Origin of the sequence: Vibrio sp. NC2 (genome assembly GCF_025195005.1) — a bacterium.
Taxonomy (GTDB): domain Bacteria; phylum Pseudomonadota; class Gammaproteobacteria; order Enterobacterales; family Vibrionaceae; genus Vibrio; species Vibrio splendidus.
The window spans coordinates 39715-57945 of record NZ_JANVFC010000027.1; the positions used below are offsets into that span (position 1 = coordinate 39715).

Genomic DNA, 18231 nt, shown 5'->3' on the forward strand with positions numbered 1-18231 from the left:
ATGAATAGGAAGTAACAATGATTAGATTGATGGTGTTAGACAATCCACGTCTTGCTCAAGCGTTTATTGATTATATGGCCTCTCGTCAGATCCCTATTCAGATGTCACCTGAGGGAGAAGGGCGTTTTGCTCTTTGGCTTCTTGATGGTCAATATCAGGTCGAAACCGAGGCCGAGCTCAATCGTTTCCTGTCGGAACCCAATCATAAGCGCTATCAAGCAGCATCTTGGGACATGGCAGAGACCAGAAAGAGCAACTTTCATTATCACACGCCAAGTTTTATGGGCATGATAAAAGCCAAAGCGGGCCCCGTGACACTCAGCCTGATGTTGGTGTGTGTGGTGATTTTTGCACTGCAGCAAGTCGGTTTTGGTCAAGCTATTTTCAACGCCCTACATTTCCCTGCGGTTGACGGACAACAATGGCAATTGTGGCGTTGGTTAAGCCATGCTGTTCTGCACTTCTCTGTTATGCATATCGCATTTAATATTTTGTGGTGGTGGCAGTTAGGTGGGGATATTGAGAAAAAACTAGGTAGCCTCAAGCTACTTCAGATCTTTGCTGTCTCTTCTGCGCTTTCAGGTGCAGGGCAGTACTGGGTTGAAGGGGCGAATTTCGGTGGTTTGTCTGGTGTTGTGTATGCCTTGGTTGGCTATCTATGGGTGGTGGGTGCAAAAGCCCCTCAGCTTGGTTTAGGTATTCCAAGACAGATCGTCGGCTTTATGTTGGTGTGGCTAGTGCTTGGGTACATGCAACCATTCATGGCCATTGCAAACACCGCGCATTTGGCCGGCTTAGCCGCTGGTGTCATTATTGGTTGGATTGATGCTATGAAAGCACCGAGTTCAGCACGAAGCGAGTAGATGCTTTTTGGCAGTAGTTAAATAATAGAGACAAAAAAGCGGCCAGATGAGCCGCTTTTTTATTTGGATTCGTTTTTACATCATTATTACTGATAAAGGTATTTGGTAAACAGTAGGTCAGCAATGAGGGTTTTGCCTGTTTCAGGAAGCAATACCTTGTTGAGATGTTCAACTAAGGTTTTTCTTAAATCTTCACGACCAGATAGAGACTTAATGGTTTCTTCGTTTTGTTTACCGAGCAATTCAATCACAGCATCACGAATCAGTGGTTGGTGGTGCTCAATGGCTGCCAAGTCGTTACTATTCGCAACCATAATATCGAGGCGAACCTGAATGTAGCCCAGTTTTTTACCTTTAGTGTAAAAATTGGTGGTCAGGTCAGGCTCTAGCGTGAAGTAGGCTAGTTTGGGTGCCGATTCCTCTTCAGCGAAACTTGATGCTGAAAAGAGTAGGGTAATCGCAAGAAATATTTGGGCTACATAACGTTTGTGCATATTTGTGACTTTTCTTTAGTTTATTCGCGATATTCGAAACGCATTAGTCTTGTTACAATGAGCGGTCTAAATCTAAATACGTTTACAATTCGAAGAACGCTTTAATTTTGTTCGAAAGTTGAAGCTTTATTGTACGTGTAAAGTCACCTATTGAATACTAGTATGAATCAGCCAATATCGCTGTATCTTAATTCGTTAATGAATGTAGATTGGCAAAGTACAGAAACATTTGATTTTCCTAATAAAATCACCAGAGAGTGGCTTTTGGAGCAAGGTTCTCTTTCCCGCAAGTTGGGCAAGAGCTGTCAGCACCTGTCTGTTGAGTTGCTTCATAATCAAGTTGTAGAGCGCTCAATGCTACAACAGGACGAGGAACTTCTTTTATCATCGTTTGATTGCTTACTGCGTAAAGTGATTTTGAAGGGTGATGATGAGCCGTGGGTGTTAGGGCGAACCTTGATTCCTCGAGTCACATTAGAAGATCATCAGCACTCTGACCTTTCTCAACAAGGTAATGTCCCACTTGGTTTAACCGTGTTCAGCGCTGAGAACGTGGAGCGAGATGCGCTGCAAGTCGGTTGGGTTATCGCTGGCGATGAGCGACTGCTCGCGCGTCGTTCTCGATTATGGATGAACCATAAACCGATGCTTGTGGCAGAACTATTTTTGCCAACATCACCCATTTACTCTAAGGAGAGTGTGTAAATGTTTGCCACCAAAGCGAAGGCGTATTGGCAATTAACGCGAATGAATCGCCCGATTGGTACCCTGTTACTCCTTTGGCCGACCTTATGGTCGTTGATTATCGCCGCGCAAGGCATGCCTGATTTTGATGTCTTGGTTGTTTTCGTACTCGGCGTGGTATTGATGCGTTCAGCTGGCTGTGTGATCAATGATTTTGCTGACCGTAAAGTGGATGGTCATGTAAAACGCACCAAGCAGCGTCCATTACCTTCCGGTTTGGTTTCCAGTAAGGAAGCTATTCTGCTCTTTTTAATGCTAGCCATGGTTTCGTTCTTACTGGTGCTAACCATGAATTCGCTGACGATTAAGCTTTCTGTTATCGGTGTTGGCTTAGCTTTCATTTATCCTTTTATGAAGCGTTTTACGCACCTTCCACAGTTGTTCCTCGGCTTAGCGTTTAGTTGGGCAATTCCAATGGCTTGGGCGGCGCAAACTAATGAGCTACCTAGTGTGGTCTGGTTTATTTTCATTATCAATGCGCTGTGGACGATTGCCTACGACACACAATATGCAATGGTTGACCGAGATGACGATTTAAAAATTGGCATCAAATCGACGGCTATTCTATTTGGTCGTTTCGATAAGCTTATCGTTGGCTTCTTACAGCTAGTGACACTGGCGATGTTAATAGCGTTAGGCATGCATTACCAATTAGGAGATACCTTTTATTGGGCACTGCTGGTTGCGGGAGGCTTGTTTGTGTATCAACAACATCTGATGCGCCACCGTGATCGAGACTTATGTTTCCAAGCTTTCCTAAACAACAATTATGTTGGAATGGCAGTGACAGCTGGCTTATTCATTACCTTCTGGTAAGCATGAGTTTTTTGCTAAACGAACGCTCAATAAAAAGGCACCCAATGGGTGCCTTTTTTGATCGTGTTCAGTCTAGTGATTAAAGCAATTGCTAACCAAGCGATTACTCTGCTTGGTGGATACTCTCTTGAATCGTCAGACGGACCTCTGGGTAAAGCATTGAGTAAAGAAGCTTAGCGAATTGCTGAGTCTTTTCTAAATCGCAGTTACCATCGTTATCCAAATATTGCTGCTGTTTCAAAGTTGCGAACATCGACGCAAACACACCTTTATCGAAGAACTCTGGTGCATTAATGCCTTGTAGACGCCCCAGTCGTTGTGCGATGTCTTGGCTCTTCTGCTCAAGATCAGATTTATCCAGATCAGGGTTCTCTGCCAATAGGTTCAGAGCAATAGAGTAGCGCTGTAGCGTTTCTGAAATCGTACGGCCTAACAGCATCAGTGCTTGGCTGTTTGACTGGTTGATGGTGACTTGGTTGTCCGACACCACAAGCATACCTTGGCCAACAAGCTCTTCAATGATGTTCGCCACCACGCTTTCAAGCTGATCTTCGTCGTAGCTTAAGAACAACTCTTTCTTCAATAACGGGTAGATAGCAGCAACGTTCTCTTGAATCGTGTCAATGGTTAGGCCGTGCTGACGAATGGTCATCTGAGCAATTAATGATGGTAGAGCAAACAAATGAATGATGTTATTACGGTAGTAGGTCATCAGAATTGACTGGTGACGGTCTAGCGAAATGATGTCGCCCATTGAGTCTGATTCAATTAGGAACTTGTTCAGCGATTCAGCGTGTTTTACCAGATCTTCAGCACTGTCTTTTGGTACCGTAAATGTATCAGAGTAAGGTACGTTCTTAAGCAGAGATAGGTAACAGTTGATCTGAGAAACCAAAGAATCACGAGACAATGCACGTTGTCTTGAAGCCAGTAACGCCGTTGCACAAAGTGTTAGTGCGTTGGTCGCTGCCGCATCGTTAATGTGTGTCATCATTTTGGTTGCCAGATCATTGACCACTGGATTCATCCATTGTGGCTTGCTGGTTCCCATTGGATCGATATCTTTAGTCCACTCTGGAGCGTGCTCGTTCAGATATTGGTTAAGCTGAATCGGCTCACCAAAGTTCACGTAGCCTTTACCAAAATTGCGCAGTTTACGGAGCGTACGAATCACTAGGCTCGCATTTTCTTTTTCTTTGCGCTTACCACGAAGTTCTTTTGCGTAGGTCGCCACTTCCATTACGTGCTCATAGCCGATGTACACAGGTACTAACGTCACTGGACGGTTCATGCCACGCAGCATAGCCTGAATAGTCATCGCCAACATGCCGGTTTTAGCTTGCAGCAGGCGACCCGTACGAGAGCGACCACCTTCACTGAAATACTCGACCGAGTAACCTTTGGCGAACAATTCCGCCAGATATTCACGGAAAATAGTTGAGTACAGCTTGTTGCCTTTGAAGCTACGACGAATAAAGAACGCACCACCATGACGGAAAATAGGACCGGCAGGGAAGAAATTCAGATTGATACCCGCAGCGATATGCGGCGGCACCATGCCTTCGTGGTAAAGCACGTAAGAAAGCAGTAAGTAATCCATGTGACTACGATGACAAGGCACATAAACAATCTCGTGACCATCTTGAGCCAGCTTACGAACGGTTGAAGCGTTGCTGATATGCAGGCCTTGGTACAACTTATTCCACAACCAACCAAGAATCTTCTCACCGCGTTTGATTAGCGAGTAAGAGAAGTTCGCAGCAATCTCGTCCATGATGTCTTGAGCTTCTTTGCTCGCTTTCTCGATCGAGATGTTCTTTGCTTGTGCTTCATCTTCAATCGCTTTCTTGATCGCTTCAGATTTTAGTAGGCGGTCAAACAGAGCTTGGCGACTTGGCAGGTTAGGACCTGATGCTGCCAGTTTTTGGCGAGAAAAGTGAATACGTGCCACGCGCGCCAGTTTGTGTGCGATGGTGTTGTCTGTGCCGTGTGAGTTAGCCATGTAACGCAGAGAAACCACAGGACTAAAGCGAACCAAGCAGTCACGACCTGCCAGTAATACTGCTTTTGATTTCTCTAAGCCGTTCATTGCTTGTAGGTAAGGTTTCTGGTTATTCTCTTTACCAGGCTTACGCCCCCACAATACAGTGGCAGGGATAACTTGAACGTCGAGCTCAGAGTCTTCAGCATGCAGTGAAAGCAGCTCAGAGAAGACTTCAATTGATGAGCTTGGTACATAATCATCGTCTTGCAGTAGAGTTTTGCGAGAAGAGATAAAAACGTAGCGTTGCAGTGATTTGCCATTGATTTCAAGCTTGCTCAACGGATCAGGTAACCCTAATTCAAGTGCATGTTTTTGCAATGTAAGAATGTCTACACTTGAGCGAAACGGTAAGGCGTATACAATCGGTTTGCTCAAATCAATGTTCAATTCCTCAACAGGGTTTGAAGGAATTGATGTGCCCTTTACCAATACGGATAAAGGTAGCTTCATTAATGAACGTGAAAAAGATTGTCCAGAAGACATATAGGTTCACTGCCTCAATAGTTATTTCAATGTGCTCAAGCGTATCTCTATTTCTATGATGAAAAGGATAAATCCTGTGAGTGAAATAGGGATAAGCCTAGGCGTAAATTTAGTCGATGCAAGAATACCAGAAACTGGTCTAACCTTTTAATGGAAATAGTCATATTGCCGTTAAGTTTGTGGAAAATCATTCATCGACTGATTGAGTATAGGGTTAAAAATGACCAAAAAATCAAACACTGGATTCAAACGTATCGTGAAAGCGGCGGGCTTTTCATGGCAAGGCATCACGAGCTCGTTTAAAAACGAGGCGGCATTTCGACAAGAAGTATTCATGGCCGCAGTGCTTATTCCGTTGGCGTTTTACTTAGATGTAAGCCAAGTTGAGAGAATCTTGATGATTTCAGCCGTTGTGTTGGTGATGGTTGTCGAGTTGATCAATACCGCGATTGAAGCGGTCGTTGACCGAATCGGTAGTGAACATCATGAGCTTTCTGGGATGGCGAAAGATGTTGGCTCAGCTGCAGTTTTTATCTGTTTAGTATTAGCGGGTTACGTGTGGCTAGAGATCTTGTTTTTGTAATTCGCTAAAAATGAACTAAAAACAACCAATTGCTTTGCTTTTGTTCAGTTACTGGATATACTCACAGTCAACTGTATAAAAAGACAGGTGAATCATGAAGCCGTTAACGCCCCGCCAGCAACAAGTTTTTGACCTTATCAAAAGTAAGATCGAAGATTTCGGTATGCCACCGACACGTGCAGAAATCGCGCGCGAACTTGGTTTCCGTTCTGCTAATGCTGCAGAAGAACATTTAAAAGCTCTTGCTCGTAAAGAAGCGATTGAGATTATCCCGGGTGCGTCTCGTGGTATTCGTATTTTGCTTGAAGATGCAGCGAATGAAGAGCAAGGTTTACCACTAATCGGTCAGGTTGCCGCTGGTGAGCCTATTTTGGCTCAAGAGCATGTAGAAATGCATTATCAAGTTGATCCAGGCATGTTTAAACCACAAGCTGACTTCTTACTTCGTGTAAATGGCGAAAGTATGAAAGACATCGGCATTATGGACGGTGATCTATTAGCTGTTCATAAAACACAAGATGTCCGCGATGGTCAGGTTGTCGTGGCCCGTGTCGATGATGATGTAACGGTAAAACGCCTAGAACGTAAAGGTTCAACGGTGCTGTTACACGCTGAAAATGAAGAGTTTTCTCCAATCCATGTCGATCTAGAATCTCAACACTTGTCTATTGAAGGACTGGCTGTTGGTATTATCCGCAACACTGACTGGATGTAATCAGTACAAACAGCTTATTGATATTTATTCTCAATAACTTGTTATTATAATTGATATTCATTATCATCTTCTTTGTCGAGATACAAGGAAGATGATGATGCCAAATCCAACCAAACCTCAAATAAAGCCGCTTATTCCTAAGCCGCGCTCTTCTGTTCAAAAGGCTCCTTTTGATCAAGGGTCTGCACATCAGGAATTCCAAGTTCCGACGGATCTCGTTCAACATCTTTGGTTTCGCAGCCGCGAAAGCCTTGCCGATGACGGCCTAGTCTATGACCCTATCGCAGCTCAAGCCTGCAAGCGCTGCCAATTAGCACCAGAATGTCTTACTGGTGAACTCGACCAACAACAACTTCTCTACGCAACATTGACTCAGCTTTGTGACTCTCAAGTTCAACAATTTCTATCTCATAACCCAGATGCTTGGATTATCAATGTTGGGGCAGGCCTCGATACTCGTTTCTACCGTTTAGATAATGGCCGCTGTCATTGGGTTGAATTGGATGTAACTGAAAATCTAGTTTGGCGCCAACGCCTGTTCCACAAGAATGAACGCTACCGTTTGGAGTGTGGTTCGGTTGATGATCTGACTTGGTTGGATGAGCTCAACATCCCAGAACAAGCCTCAGTGATGGTGGTGTGCGAACATGCTTTGCTTGATTGCAATGAACAACAAACCGCATATTTTATTCAGTCATTGAGTCGTTACTTTACTCATGCACACGCGTGTTTAGTGTTAGCTGGAGACAAAAGCTCTAGTGCTCTGGGGCAAAAGCTTGGTTCAGGGAAATATGCACATGGCTTATCTTCCCCAGTAGACAGTGTTCTTAATTGGCTGCCATGGGCGCAATGGGTAAAAGCGTTTTCTCCACTTGATCAACAATGCAATCGTTGGAAATTGTGGCAGCGATTACTGTGTAAGATCTCTCAGGTCAAAAAGCGCTTAACGCCACAGTTAGTGCTTGTTAAGTGGTAGTGCTAGCGACTTTGTTTGCAGGTAGCTGAATAGACGTATCAAGATAAGTAAAACCCCACAACATAGTGAAAGCCCACCCACTAGGTTAAACTATCGCCTCTAATTAAAGAGGTGATCGTGAAGCTATTTAATCCCCAAACTATTTTTCAAACGCTATCCAATCAGGCGATGCACAAAAAAGTGCTATTGCTCGCTATCCCGATGGTTCTCTCTAATATTACGGTTCCACTGCTGGGCTTAGTCGATGCTGCGGTTATCGGTCACCTAGAGCATTCTTGGTATTTAGGTGGTGTGGCCTTAGGCGGCACCATGATCAGTGTGACCTTCTGGTTGCTTGGTTTCCTGCGTATGTCGACGACTGGATTGGCCGCGCAATCTTATGGTGCGAATGATGGTAAGCAGCTTGGTTTAGTCTTTGTGCAAGGCGTGACTATGGCCTTAGGGTTTGCTGGTGTCTTTTTGCTTTTACACAGCTTTGTTGCGGATGCGGTTTTCTCATTGAGCAGTGCCAGCGAGCAAGTCAAACATTATGGCCTGCAGTACTTCTCTATCCGTGCCTGGAGTGCGCCTGCTGCGCTAACTAACTTTGTAATTTTAGGTTGGTTGCTCGGAACCCAAAATGCTAAAGCGCCAATGTGGATGGTGATTATCACTAATATCACCAACATTGTTTTAGATATCGTATTTGTGATTGGCCTCGGCTGGCAAGTTGAAGGTGCGGCATTGGCATCGGTGATAGCGGACTATGCGGGTCTAACGTTTGGCTTAATTTGTGTTTATCGAATCTGGATGAAGAGGCAACTGCCATCTCCATGGGAGCTGCTTAAGAAAACCAGCCAAGGTTTGAGTCGTTTCGTAAAACTGAATCGCGATATCTTTCTGCGCTCGCTTTGTCTGCAAGCGACTTTCACTTTTATGACCTTCCAAGGTGCAAGCTTTGGTGATGATGTGGTGGCGGCCAATGCGGTATTGATGAGCTTCTTGATGATCATCTCTTATGGGATGGATGGTTTTGCTTATGCAATGGAAGCTATGGTCGGAAAGGCGATTGGCGCGAAAGATAAAGAAGAGTTAAATCAGTCTTTGATTGGCACTTTCTTCTGGAGCTTCAATATTTGTTTGGTACTGACCATAGCGTTCGCGATTGCTGGGTCTAGTTTGATTAATATGATTACTACAATTCCAGAGGTTAAGAGTCAGGCTGAGGTGTATCTGCCATGGCTGATTGCGATGCCGCTCATTTCTATGTGGTGCTTCTTGCTAGACGGGATTTTCGTGGGCGCTACCAAAGGCAAAGATATGCGTAACAGTATGTTTGTGGCCACCTGCAGTTTCTTTGCGATTTTCTACTTAGCATCAGGTTTAGAGAACCATGCGCTGTGGCTAGCAATGTTGAGCTTTATGGCAATGCGCGGCATTGGTCTTGGTGTTCTATTTATCTCTCAGTGGAAGAAAGGGGAGTTTCTCGCTTAGCTTAGATTAGATAGATTAGTTCAGGGAGCGAAAAAGAGAATCTGTGCAGGTAAATTAGCATTTAGAACATCATGATCTAATTGCCTGCATAACTATATAAATCAGTAGTTTAAATGAAAACAGCAAGCTCATGGCTTGCTGTTTATGTATTTGGCCTACAGGTGGTCAAATAGTCCTATTGGTTCTTTGTTTAGAACAAACGGTTAAGTCCGTTCAGCGCTGCGACGCGATACGCTTCGGCCATTGTTGGATAGTTGAAGGTCGTATTCACAAAGTACTCGATGGTATTGGCTTCGCCTTTCTGTTCCATGATCGCCTGACCGATGTGGATGATCTCAGCAGCACGCTCACCAAAAACGTGGATACCTAAAATCTCTTTAGTTTCACGATGGAAAAGTATCTTCAAGCTACCAATATCTTTACCTGCGATTTGAGCACGAGCTAAGTGCTTGAATGAAGATCGTCCCACTTCATAAGGTACTTTAGCAGCGGTAAGCTCTTGTTCTGTTTTACCGACAGAGCTGATCTCAGGAATGGTATAGATACCTGTTGGGATATCTTCGATAAGGTGTCGTTCTGCTTCACCTTTCACCACTGCTTGGGCTACGAATCGACCTTGGTCATAAGCAGCACTTGCTAGGCTAGGATAACCAATCACATCACCAACAGCGTAAACATGTTCAACACTGGTTTGGTAGTTGCTGTTGACTGATACTTGTCCTCGAGAGTCCGCTTCTAAGCCAACGGCACCAAGATTCAGCTTGTCAGTATTACCCGTTCGGCCATTGGCATACAGTAGACAGTCGGCACGCATTTTCTTACCAGACTCTAAGTGAATGATCACGCCATCGTCAGTACCTTCAATTTTCTCAAAGGTTTCATCGTTACGAATAACAACGCCGCTGTTCCAGAAGTGATAAGACAGAGCATCCGAGGTTTCATTGTCTAAGAATGACAACAGGCGATCGCGAGTATTAATAAGATCGGTTTTAACGCCTAAACCACGGAAGATTGAAGCGTATTCACAACCAATAACGCCAGCACCATAGATGATGATGTGTTGAGGGTCGTGTTTAAGAGAAAGGATCGAGTCGCTGTCGTAGATACGTTCATGCAGAAAGTCGACGTTGTCTGGCTGATAAGGGCGAGAACCTGTCGCGATAACAAATTTGTCTGCGCTGTAATGTTCTTCAGTACCATCGCTCTGCATGACAGAGATAGTGTTAGTATCGATAAAACGCGCAGTACCAAACACCAATGTGCACTGGTTACGGTCGTAGAAGCCTTGGCGCAATCGAGTTTGTTTGTCGATGACTGATTTAGCATGACCCAGAATGTTGGAGAAGGTTGAGTGAATGCTTTTATTGTTCTGACAAAACAGCGGGTTGCTATTGAATTCAATGATGCGGCTTACTGCATGACGCAGTGCTTTTGAAGGAATCGTTCCCCAGTGGGTACAACCACCACCAACGCTGCTCTCTTTTTCAATGATTGCAACGTTCAACCCGGCTTTGGTTAATCCCATCGCTGCCCCTTCTCCTCCGGGGCCACTACCAATTACGATTACATCAAAGTGGTTGGAGTGCGGCATAGATATCTTCCTTGTTATATTTGATTAACATTGCTTTAGCGAGATTTTAACTGATTCTGTTCTTGGGTACATGAAAAGGGCATCAGAGAGTCGGTGGGATCACGCAGTGTTATCGAAAAAATAATATTTGGTATGTCGTATGTCTCCAAATGACAGTGTGGATATTGAAATTTTTTCTTCGAACGTATTTACTTCGGTACGTGAACAAAGAGGTGTGTTTAGTGTCTTATATAACCAGAGTGCCTTATATAAATATGTGATTCGCGTTATATTGAACAGAGTATTAGGCATGCCTGTTTAGGCTGTAAAAGAAGAGTTTGATAAAGTATGAAACCAATGGGCATTCGCGCGCAGCAAAAAGAAAAAACTCGTCGCAGCTTAATCGACGCAGCATTTAGCCAGCTCAGTGCCGATCGTAGCTTTTCCAACTTAAGCTTGAGAGAAGTTGCTCGTGAGGCTGGAATAGCGCCGACTTCCTTTTATCGTCATTTCAAAGACATGGATGAGCTTGGCTTAACCATGGTTGATGAAGGTGGCTTACTGTTGCGTCAGCTAATGCGTCAAGCTAGGCAACGCATAGTAAAAGAAGGCAGTGTGATTCGTACCTCGGTTGAAACCTTTATGGAATTCATTGAAAGCAGCCCAAACGTATTCAGACTGTTATTGCGAGAGCGCTCAGGAACCTCTTTTGAGTTTCGTGCTGCGGTAGCTCGTGAGATACAGCACTTCTCTGCTGAGTTAACCGAATATTTGATAACGACTGGCATGACACGAGATGAAGCTTTTACTCAAGCTGAAGCCTCCGTCATTTTGGTCTTCAACTCAGGGGCAGAAGCATTAGATTTAGATCGACGTCAGCGAGATGAATTGGCTGATCGCTTGATCATGCAATTGCGAATGATGGCCAAAGGTGCTTTTTGGTATCGTAAAGAACGTGAACGTAACCGATTAAAAGGCGGGATTGAATAATGTCGAATGAAAATAATACTGTAAACCGTGGTTCTGAAAGAAAGACACTCGTACTTGCTGTTGTTGCAGGTGTGTGTGGTGATGCACTGTTATCTTGGGTAACAATGAGCGAAGTGGGCTTCTCTATTTTCCCATTGATTGCTTTAGTTTTGGCTGTACAAGCGCTTTACCAAGAATACCTAACTAATCCAGTATCTGAAGATATTCCATTAGTGGGTTTAGCTTGTTTCTTTGTAGGTGCATTTGGCCATTCGGCTTTTGTGAAAGCACAACACCCTGATGCAGGATCAAACTTCTTCGCGATTATCGTCGCGATGCTACTGCTCGCTTGGGTAGGTAAGAAACTAGGCTTTATCGGTAAAACCGCTTAAACCAACGTATAAATAAAAAAACGAGCCAATTGGCTCGTTTTTTTGTATCTGCTGTTTAGCTTCGACTTCGACCTAGATAGCGAGACTTACGCTTTACGCTCTAGGAATACACCGGCTTCCATGTGGTGCGTATAAGGGAACTGGTCAAATAGAGCAAAACGAGTGATGTCGTGTGTTTCGCTTAGAATGTCTAGGTTCTCTTTCAATGTCTCAGGGTTACAAGAGATGTACATGATACGCTCGTAGCCTTGAACCATCTTACAAGTATCAACGTCCATACCTGAACGCGGTGGATCAACAAAGATAGTGTTGCAGTTGTAGCTCTTCAGATCGATGTTTGCTTGTTGTAGGCGGCGGAATTCACGCTTACCTTCCATTGCTACGGTAAAATCTTCCGCAGACATACGGATAATCTGAACATTATCAATCTTGTTCGCCGCAATGTTGTATTGAGCAGACTCAACAGATGGCTTCGCTAGCTCAGTTGCAAGTACACGCTCAAAGTTTTGTGCCAGAGCTAATGAGAAGTTACCGTTGCCACAGTAAAGCTCTAATAAGTCACCTTTGCTGTCTTGAGTGCAGTCGACAGCCCATTCCAGCATTTTCTCTGCTACTTTGCCGTTTGGTTGAGTAAAGCTGTTCTCTACTTGCTGGTATATATAGCTATCACCATTCACATCTAGCTTTTCAATTACGTAGTCGCGATCAAGGACGATTTTCATCTTACGCGCACGGCCAATCAGGTTTAGGTTAAAACCTTCATCATTCAATTGCTGCTTCAGTGCTTTAGCATCTTGAATCCATTGCTCACCCAATTGACGGTGGTAAAGCAGTGATACCAAAATATCACCACTCAACGTAGAAAGAAAATCTACTTGGAATAGCTTATGGCGTAGAGAGTGGTTGTCTTTCATTGCATCTGTTAGTAGAGGCATTAAGTCGTTGATAAGACGACTAGCCGCTGGGAACTGGTCTACACGGTATTTTTCTTTGGTCTCTTGATTGAACATGACGTAATACATATCGTCACCTTCATGCCACACGCGAAATTCAGCACGCATGCGGTAGTGTTGTTCTGGAGATTCATACACTTCCAACTCAGGCACATCGTATTGTGAGAACATCTCAGTAAGACGTTCAGTCTTTTCTGCTAGTTGTTCTTGGTAGCGTTGCGGGTTTACATCTAAATTCGCCATTGTTATGCCTTTTTGCTGTCGTGCTTTTAAATCAAGAGCGCAGATTTTATTCAATCACAGGCGCTTGTCCAGTGTTGAGAGCTATTCAATGTAAATCGAGCATGAAAACTATAGCTTATAACTATCTTAGACTAGACAAATGATTTATAGGTTAATACTATCTCCCGCAAGCTGGTGCCATTTGGATGTATAGATGGCTGAAGAGGGAATCTGGTGTAAATCCAGAACTGACGCGCAGCGGTAAGAGAGAACGAGTATTCAAAGACACTGCAAATAGCTTTTTGTGGGAAGTCGAATATGAGGTAAACCATAAGGTTGTGCTCTTGAGTCCGAATACCTGCCAGCGGCTAAGCCATACAATGTGGCTTGGTAGGACTTTACGCGATTTAGGATCACAACATGAACAAATCCCTTTTAGCGGTTGCTGTAGCATCGCTACTTTCACCTATCTCCAATTTACACGCACAAGAAGTATCTACTGACGAAACCATGGTGGTTACGGCTAACCGTTTTGAACAGCCTTTAAGTGATGTTATTGCATCAACAACGGTTGTTTCTAAACAAGAAATCGAAGAAACCCAAGCTAAATCTCTAGTGGATGTATTGAAACGAGTACCTGGCGTTGAAGTTTCTCAAAGTGGCGGACGTGGACATAGCGCATCTGTTTTTATGCGCGGCTATAATAGTGATCAAGTATTGTTTCTAGTTGATGGTGTCCGTATTGACTCTGCTGCTGGCGGTATTAATTTTAATCATATCCCAGTAGGCATTATTGAGAGAGTTGAAGTGATTCGTGGTTCTGGCGGAGCTCTTTATGGTTCTGATGCTGTAGCGGGTGTAATTAATGTTATTACAGCCTCTGGTAGTTCAACTGAATCGACAATGATTTCCGTTGGAGCTGGTAGCGACGCTCAAAAGGAAGCTAACTTTTCAACGACCCGTAATTTGTCTAATGGCGGAACATTAAAGCTCGCTGGTGGTTTTGATGAGACTGAAGGTTACGATATCAAAGATCCTGCTACTGGACTTAATTATGGGTATGAAAGCCAAAATCTTTTTGCATCGTATTCTCAACCTATTAATGAGGTCTTTTCAGGTAGTGCTTCAGTTCGCTGGTTCGATAGTTTAACTGAGTACGATTCTGGTGGTAAGAACTATGGCTACTCTGAGAATCTGAGTGTTACAGCTGCTCTTGATTATAAAGGTGATAACTTAAGCTCGACTCTTAGGGCTAATCAACAAGCGATCGAGAACCTAGACTATTCTCAAGCTCAGGGTAAAGATAATGCTGGTACTAAAAAGAAAATAGACCTAACGAACTTACAGTTCTTAAATCAGTATTACATCAACGAGAACGTTTCTGTTGGTGCTGGCGCAGATTGGCGTAGAGAAAAGCTTGATGATGATGCTTTGTCATATGGATCTCCTGATGCTCTAGCTGGTGAGTCTCGCGATACGACGGGTGTTTACGCTTCTTCTGAACTTAGATTCGGTGATGTTCAAATCGTAGGTAGTGTGCGTAACGATAAACACGATACATACGATAATCATACGACTTGGTCTTTAGGGACTCGCTATTACCTAACGGAGAAACACTCGTTAAGAGCTGCCGCAGGTACATCATTTAAAGCTCCGAGCTATTCTGATCTAACAACAAACTCAGACCTAAAGCCTGAAGAGGCCGAAAATCGCGAAATTGGATACACCGGTGAATTCGATTTATTCAAGCTGGATGTGACTGCATACGATAATGAAGTCGATAACTTAATTATTTGGTATGAAGGTAGCCCATTTTGGTATCCTCAAAACGTAGATGCAAAACTTAAAGGTTTAGAAATCACAGGTAATTTTGACACGTGGTTTATCCATCACACGGTTGTTGCTGAGTTTAAAGATCATAAAGACTCTGCGGGCAACAAATTAGCGAAGCGTGCTGATGAAAACTACAAGTGGTTGATGGATGCTTCATATGAAGATTTTGATGTGAACCTTACTTATACATACACGGGTGATAGAGCGGGTAATCCAAAAGAAACAACCGATCCAGATAATATTTTGCCATCAGTGAGCTTGTGGGATGTTTCTGTGGGGTATTGGATTTCCCCTGAGCTAGTTGTTCGTGGTCGAGTTGATAACTTAACTAACGAGAAATACCAAACAACGCTAGGATATAACGCTCCTGAACGCAGGTACTTTGCTAATCTAGCTTACCAATTCTAATTTACATCTAAACCGCCTTCGGGCGGTTTTTTCTTATTGGGTATATCAATGAAAAAGAAAGTCATCATAAGTTGGTCATCAGGCAAAGATTCGACATTAACGCTGGAGCGTCTACTTGAAAGCTCCGAATATGAAGTTGTAGCTCTCTATACGACGTATGTTGGAGATGAAGTTCCTTTCCAAGTGACTCCGATTGATGTGGTTGCTATGCAAGCTAAGTTAGTCGGGTTGCCATTAGTTACGATTGAGCTTCCAGAAGTGTTCCCTAGTAATGAGATTTATCAAAGTACTATTGTCTCCGTACTTAAAGGTTCTGGCTTATCAATTGATGCGGTCGCGTTTGGAGACATGTTTTGTAATGGCATTGCAGATTATCGAAGAAGCTATATAGAACCAGCCGGTTGGGAGTGTGTGTTCCCTCTAATGGGAGAGAGTAGTCAGGCACTTGCGAGTGAAATAATAGACAGAGGAATTGAAACCTTTCTCGTCACAGTCGATAGCGATGCATTAGACATGAGCTATTGCGGGAAAGAATACACGCTTGACCTAATAGACAGCTTACCGAATCATGTCGATCCATGTGGCGAAGATGGTGAGTTCCATACCTTAGTAACGTCAGCGCCATGCTTTAAAGGAAAGCTCAAGGTAGATCTAGAAAATGTAGAGCAAGGTGAGCGCTTTGTGCATCAACGTTATCAAGCTTGCATTATATAGAGTGAGGATTGGCGAAAACTAAGCGAAGGGGTATCATTGCAGCGAAACTTATTACAGGTAATCGTTGTGTCGGATAGTCTACAAAAAAACATATTGGTCTTTGATTCTGGGGTGGGTGGTCTATCCGTATATAAAGAGATAAGCCAGTTACTACCGAATCATAACTATACTTATGTATTCGATAACGAGGCTTACCCATACGGTGAGCTCGACCAGCAAGTCCTTATCCACAGAGTTCAAAGCATCGTCACCAGTTTTGTTGCTAGCCACGCTATTGATATTGTGGTGATAGCTTGTAATACGGCCAGTACGATAGTCTTGCCTACACTTCGTGCTAATAATCTAGTCCCAATTGTCGGGGTTGTTCCGGCAATCAAGCCTGCATCCCTACTTGCCAATAAAGCCGTTGGTCTTATTGCAACACCTGCAACGATTACTCGTGAATACACACACGAGCTCATCAAAAACTTCTCGAGTAATAAAAGAGTCGAGCTTTTAGGTTCTACTCGGCTGGTGGATATGGCCGAAGATAAACTCAGAGGTGAGGCGATTAACCTTGAAGAGTTGCAGCAAATCCTTCAACCGATGATCAATACAATTGATGTGGCCGTTTTAGGATGCACACATTTCCCGCTGATAAAATCTGAGATTCAACAAGTCTTAGGTAAGAGTGTTTTATTGGTTGATTCCGGTAAAGCGATTGCGAAGCGAGTTCAAGATTTATTGGATTTGGAAAGTGGTAATAGAGAAGGGGGAGTGCGCGAGGTTTTTTGTAGTGCACTTCCTAAGAAAGAAAGTGCACTAAATAGCATGTTAAAGCAGTTAGGATTTAGCTCAGTTCAGCTTCGTCCGTTTCTGGATGTTTAGGATCATTTGCAACTCGCACTTTTAAAGTTCGTTGCATGTAATCTTTATCGTTAAGTTCTGAAATAGCATGATTCACATCATTGCTAGCCATTACGACAAATCCAAAGCCTCTTCTTTTACCAGTACGTTTGTCTTTCATTAAGCGTACAGCAAATACTTCACCATACTCTGAGAATAATTCACGTACGTGTGATTCATTCGCTTTGTATGGAAGGTTACCTACATAAAGTGTTTTTGTTGATGCCTTAGGTTCTGAATCTGATTTTGAGTCGGTGCTTGAAAAGTTAACAACAAAAGCGGAAGCCAAGACACCAAGGATAAAGGTAATTGCAGGCGATATATCTACCTGAGAGAAAACAATGCCACCTAGAACAGCTAGTGCGACAATTAACAACATCGATTTTTTTGAGTTCATATCGGAATACTACATATTAATAAACGAAATAGACGCATCTACTCTTAACAAAATAGATACATGAATCTTACGTTCATGGTTTCCATTTTGCCAATGTATTGCTGTGATACGTCTCAAATGTTTAGTTTTTATTCGAAAAATGCGGATCTGGTGGCTTTTTAGGCGAACAAAACTTTTATTCAAAAAAGCCCTTGTGCTCTATGTCGATCTCTCTATAATGCCGCCTCACCGACACGGAGTGAGACGAAAGTCACACAGCGAAATCGGTAGAGAAAAAGGAGTTGAAAATAACCCTTGACTCTCTAAGTGGTGCAGGTATAGTACGCACCCCTAGCGACTGAGATGTGAATCACAAAACGCTAGCGCTCTTTAATAATTTAAACCTATCAATCTGTGTGGGCACTCGTTGATGAATATCAAAACGTCATTCTTAGGAATGGCAGTTACTTCGGTAACAAACTTGATTTCAATGAACTGAGTGACCAATACGTTTAACTACTTGTAGTTATTCGGCACAGTCAATTCATTACCATTCTGTTGGAATGGTAATAGCTTTAGAATTACATGTTTACTTCGGTAAATATTAGTTTTGAAGTCAGTATTCGTTGAGTCACAAAATCTTAAATTGAAGAGTTTGATCATGGCTCAGATTGAACGCTGGCGGCAGGCCTAACACATGCAAGTCGAGCGGAAACGA

At 43.4% G+C, this 18231-nt stretch carries 17 protein-coding genes, 1 rRNA gene and 1 riboswitch; of the genes, 13 read left to right on the plus strand and 5 right to left on the minus strand.

The annotated features are described in order from the left end of the window. Window positions 1-17: 17 nt before the first annotated feature. Complete coding sequence (glpG, locus tag NX845_RS21515) at window positions 18-863, plus strand: rhomboid family intramembrane serine protease GlpG (protein WP_004736710.1); 846 nt, start codon at window positions 18-20, stop codon at window positions 861-863. 86 nt (window positions 864-949) lie between these two features. On the opposite strand, the gene NX845_RS21520 is transcribed toward glpG, so the two are convergent. Beyond that, the gene (locus tag NX845_RS21520) at window positions 950-1357 is read right to left on the minus strand and encodes a flagellar basal body-associated protein FliL (RefSeq protein ID WP_004736708.1); all 408 of its coding nucleotides are present in this window, start codon (window positions 1355-1357) and stop codon (window positions 950-952) included. Between the two features lie 162 nt (window positions 1358-1519). Between NX845_RS21520 and NX845_RS21525 the strand changes: the two genes are divergently transcribed. Together NX845_RS21525 and ubiA are read left to right on the plus strand one after the other, a co-directional pair. Beyond that, window positions 1520-2062 (plus strand): chorismate lyase, encoded by a 543-nt coding sequence (locus NX845_RS21525; protein WP_004736706.1) that lies wholly within the window; start codon window positions 1520-1522, stop codon window positions 2060-2062. Next, window positions 2063-2917 carry a 4-hydroxybenzoate octaprenyltransferase gene (ubiA, locus tag NX845_RS21530; protein WP_017084866.1) on the plus strand — a complete coding sequence of 285 codons (855 nt, stop codon included), beginning with the start codon at window positions 2063-2065 and terminating at the stop codon, window positions 2915-2917. 103 nt (window positions 2918-3020) lie between these two features. On the opposite strand, the gene plsB is transcribed toward ubiA, so the two are convergent. Then, window positions 3021-5444, minus strand: coding sequence for a glycerol-3-phosphate 1-O-acyltransferase PlsB (gene plsB / locus NX845_RS21535; protein ID WP_260257134.1), 2424 nt, complete (start codon window positions 5442-5444; stop codon window positions 3021-3023). A gap of 220 nt (window positions 5445-5664) precedes the next feature. On the opposite strand from plsB, the gene NX845_RS21540 reads away from it, so the two are divergent. From NX845_RS21540 to dinF, 4 genes are all read left to right on the plus strand, one after another. Then, window positions 5665-6027: a diacylglycerol kinase gene (locus NX845_RS21540; RefSeq protein ID WP_004736703.1), complete on the plus strand. Its 363-nt coding sequence runs from the start codon at window positions 5665-5667 to the stop codon at window positions 6025-6027. 94 nt (window positions 6028-6121) lie between these two features. Next, a complete protein-coding gene (gene lexA, locus NX845_RS21545) occupies window positions 6122-6742 on the plus strand; it encodes a transcriptional repressor LexA (protein WP_004736702.1) in 621 nt (206 codons plus the stop codon). Window positions 6743-6839: 97 nt separating this feature from the next. Then, window positions 6840-7718: a class I SAM-dependent methyltransferase gene (locus NX845_RS21550; RefSeq protein WP_029404910.1), complete on the plus strand. Its 879-nt coding sequence runs from the start codon at window positions 6840-6842 to the stop codon at window positions 7716-7718. Window positions 7719-7835: 117 nt separating this feature from the next. Beyond that, the gene (gene dinF, locus NX845_RS21555) at window positions 7836-9191 is read left to right on the plus strand and encodes an MATE family efflux transporter DinF (protein ID WP_029404911.1); all 1356 of its coding nucleotides are present in this window, start codon (window positions 7836-7838) and stop codon (window positions 9189-9191) included. A 190-nt stretch (window positions 9192-9381) separates the two neighbouring features. On the opposite strand, the gene sthA is transcribed toward dinF, so the two are convergent. Further along, a complete protein-coding gene (gene sthA, locus NX845_RS21560; protein WP_004736699.1) occupies window positions 9382-10782 on the minus strand; it encodes a Si-specific NAD(P)(+) transhydrogenase in 1401 nt (466 codons plus the stop codon). 327 nt (window positions 10783-11109) lie between these two features. On the opposite strand from sthA, the gene fabR reads away from it, so the two are divergent. Together fabR and NX845_RS21570 are read left to right on the plus strand one after the other, a co-directional pair. Continuing rightward, a complete protein-coding gene (gene fabR / locus NX845_RS21565) occupies window positions 11110-11751 on the plus strand; it encodes an HTH-type transcriptional repressor FabR (RefSeq protein ID WP_004736697.1) in 642 nt (213 codons plus the stop codon). Next, window positions 11751-12122: a YijD family membrane protein gene (locus NX845_RS21570; protein WP_004736696.1), complete on the plus strand. Its 372-nt coding sequence runs from the start codon at window positions 11751-11753 to the stop codon at window positions 12120-12122. The genes fabR and NX845_RS21570 overlap by 1 nt, the downstream gene beginning before the upstream one ends. 86 nt (window positions 12123-12208) lie before the next feature. Here the strand turns inward: NX845_RS21570 and trmA are convergent, their stop codons facing one another. Next, window positions 12209-13318 carry a tRNA (uridine(54)-C5)-methyltransferase TrmA gene (gene trmA, locus NX845_RS21575; RefSeq protein WP_102463281.1) on the minus strand — a complete coding sequence of 370 codons (1110 nt, stop codon included), beginning with the start codon at window positions 13316-13318 and terminating at the stop codon, window positions 12209-12211. Window positions 13319-13473: 155 nt separating this feature from the next. Beyond that, window positions 13474-13678, plus strand: a riboswitch (cobalamin riboswitch). Between the two features lie 39 nt (window positions 13679-13717). On the opposite strand from trmA, the gene NX845_RS21580 reads away from it, so the two are divergent. Genes NX845_RS21580 through murI form a run of 3 tightly spaced genes read left to right on the plus strand, consistent with a single transcriptional unit; the run spans window position 13718 to window position 17119 of the window. Next, a complete protein-coding gene (locus tag NX845_RS21580) occupies window positions 13718-15538 on the plus strand; it encodes a TonB-dependent receptor domain-containing protein (protein WP_102463282.1) in 1821 nt (606 codons plus the stop codon). A gap of 48 nt (window positions 15539-15586) precedes the next feature. Then, the gene (locus NX845_RS21585; RefSeq protein ID WP_029404912.1) at window positions 15587-16252 is read left to right on the plus strand and encodes an ATPase; all 666 of its coding nucleotides are present in this window, start codon (window positions 15587-15589) and stop codon (window positions 16250-16252) included. 60 nt (window positions 16253-16312) lie between these two features. Further along, window positions 16313-17119, plus strand: coding sequence for a glutamate racemase (murI, locus tag NX845_RS21590; protein WP_102497628.1), 807 nt, complete (start codon window positions 16313-16315; stop codon window positions 17117-17119). Here the strand turns inward: murI and NX845_RS21595 are convergent. Continuing rightward, window positions 17082-17534 carry an RNA-binding protein gene (locus tag NX845_RS21595; RefSeq protein ID WP_004736687.1) on the minus strand — a complete coding sequence of 151 codons (453 nt, stop codon included), beginning with the start codon at window positions 17532-17534 and terminating at the stop codon, window positions 17082-17084. The genes murI and NX845_RS21595 overlap by 38 nt on opposite strands. A 622-nt stretch (window positions 17535-18156) precedes the next feature. Between NX845_RS21595 and NX845_RS21600 the strand changes: the two genes are divergently transcribed. After that, window positions 18157-18231: ribosomal RNA gene (locus NX845_RS21600) — 16S ribosomal RNA — on the plus strand; the annotation flags it as partial.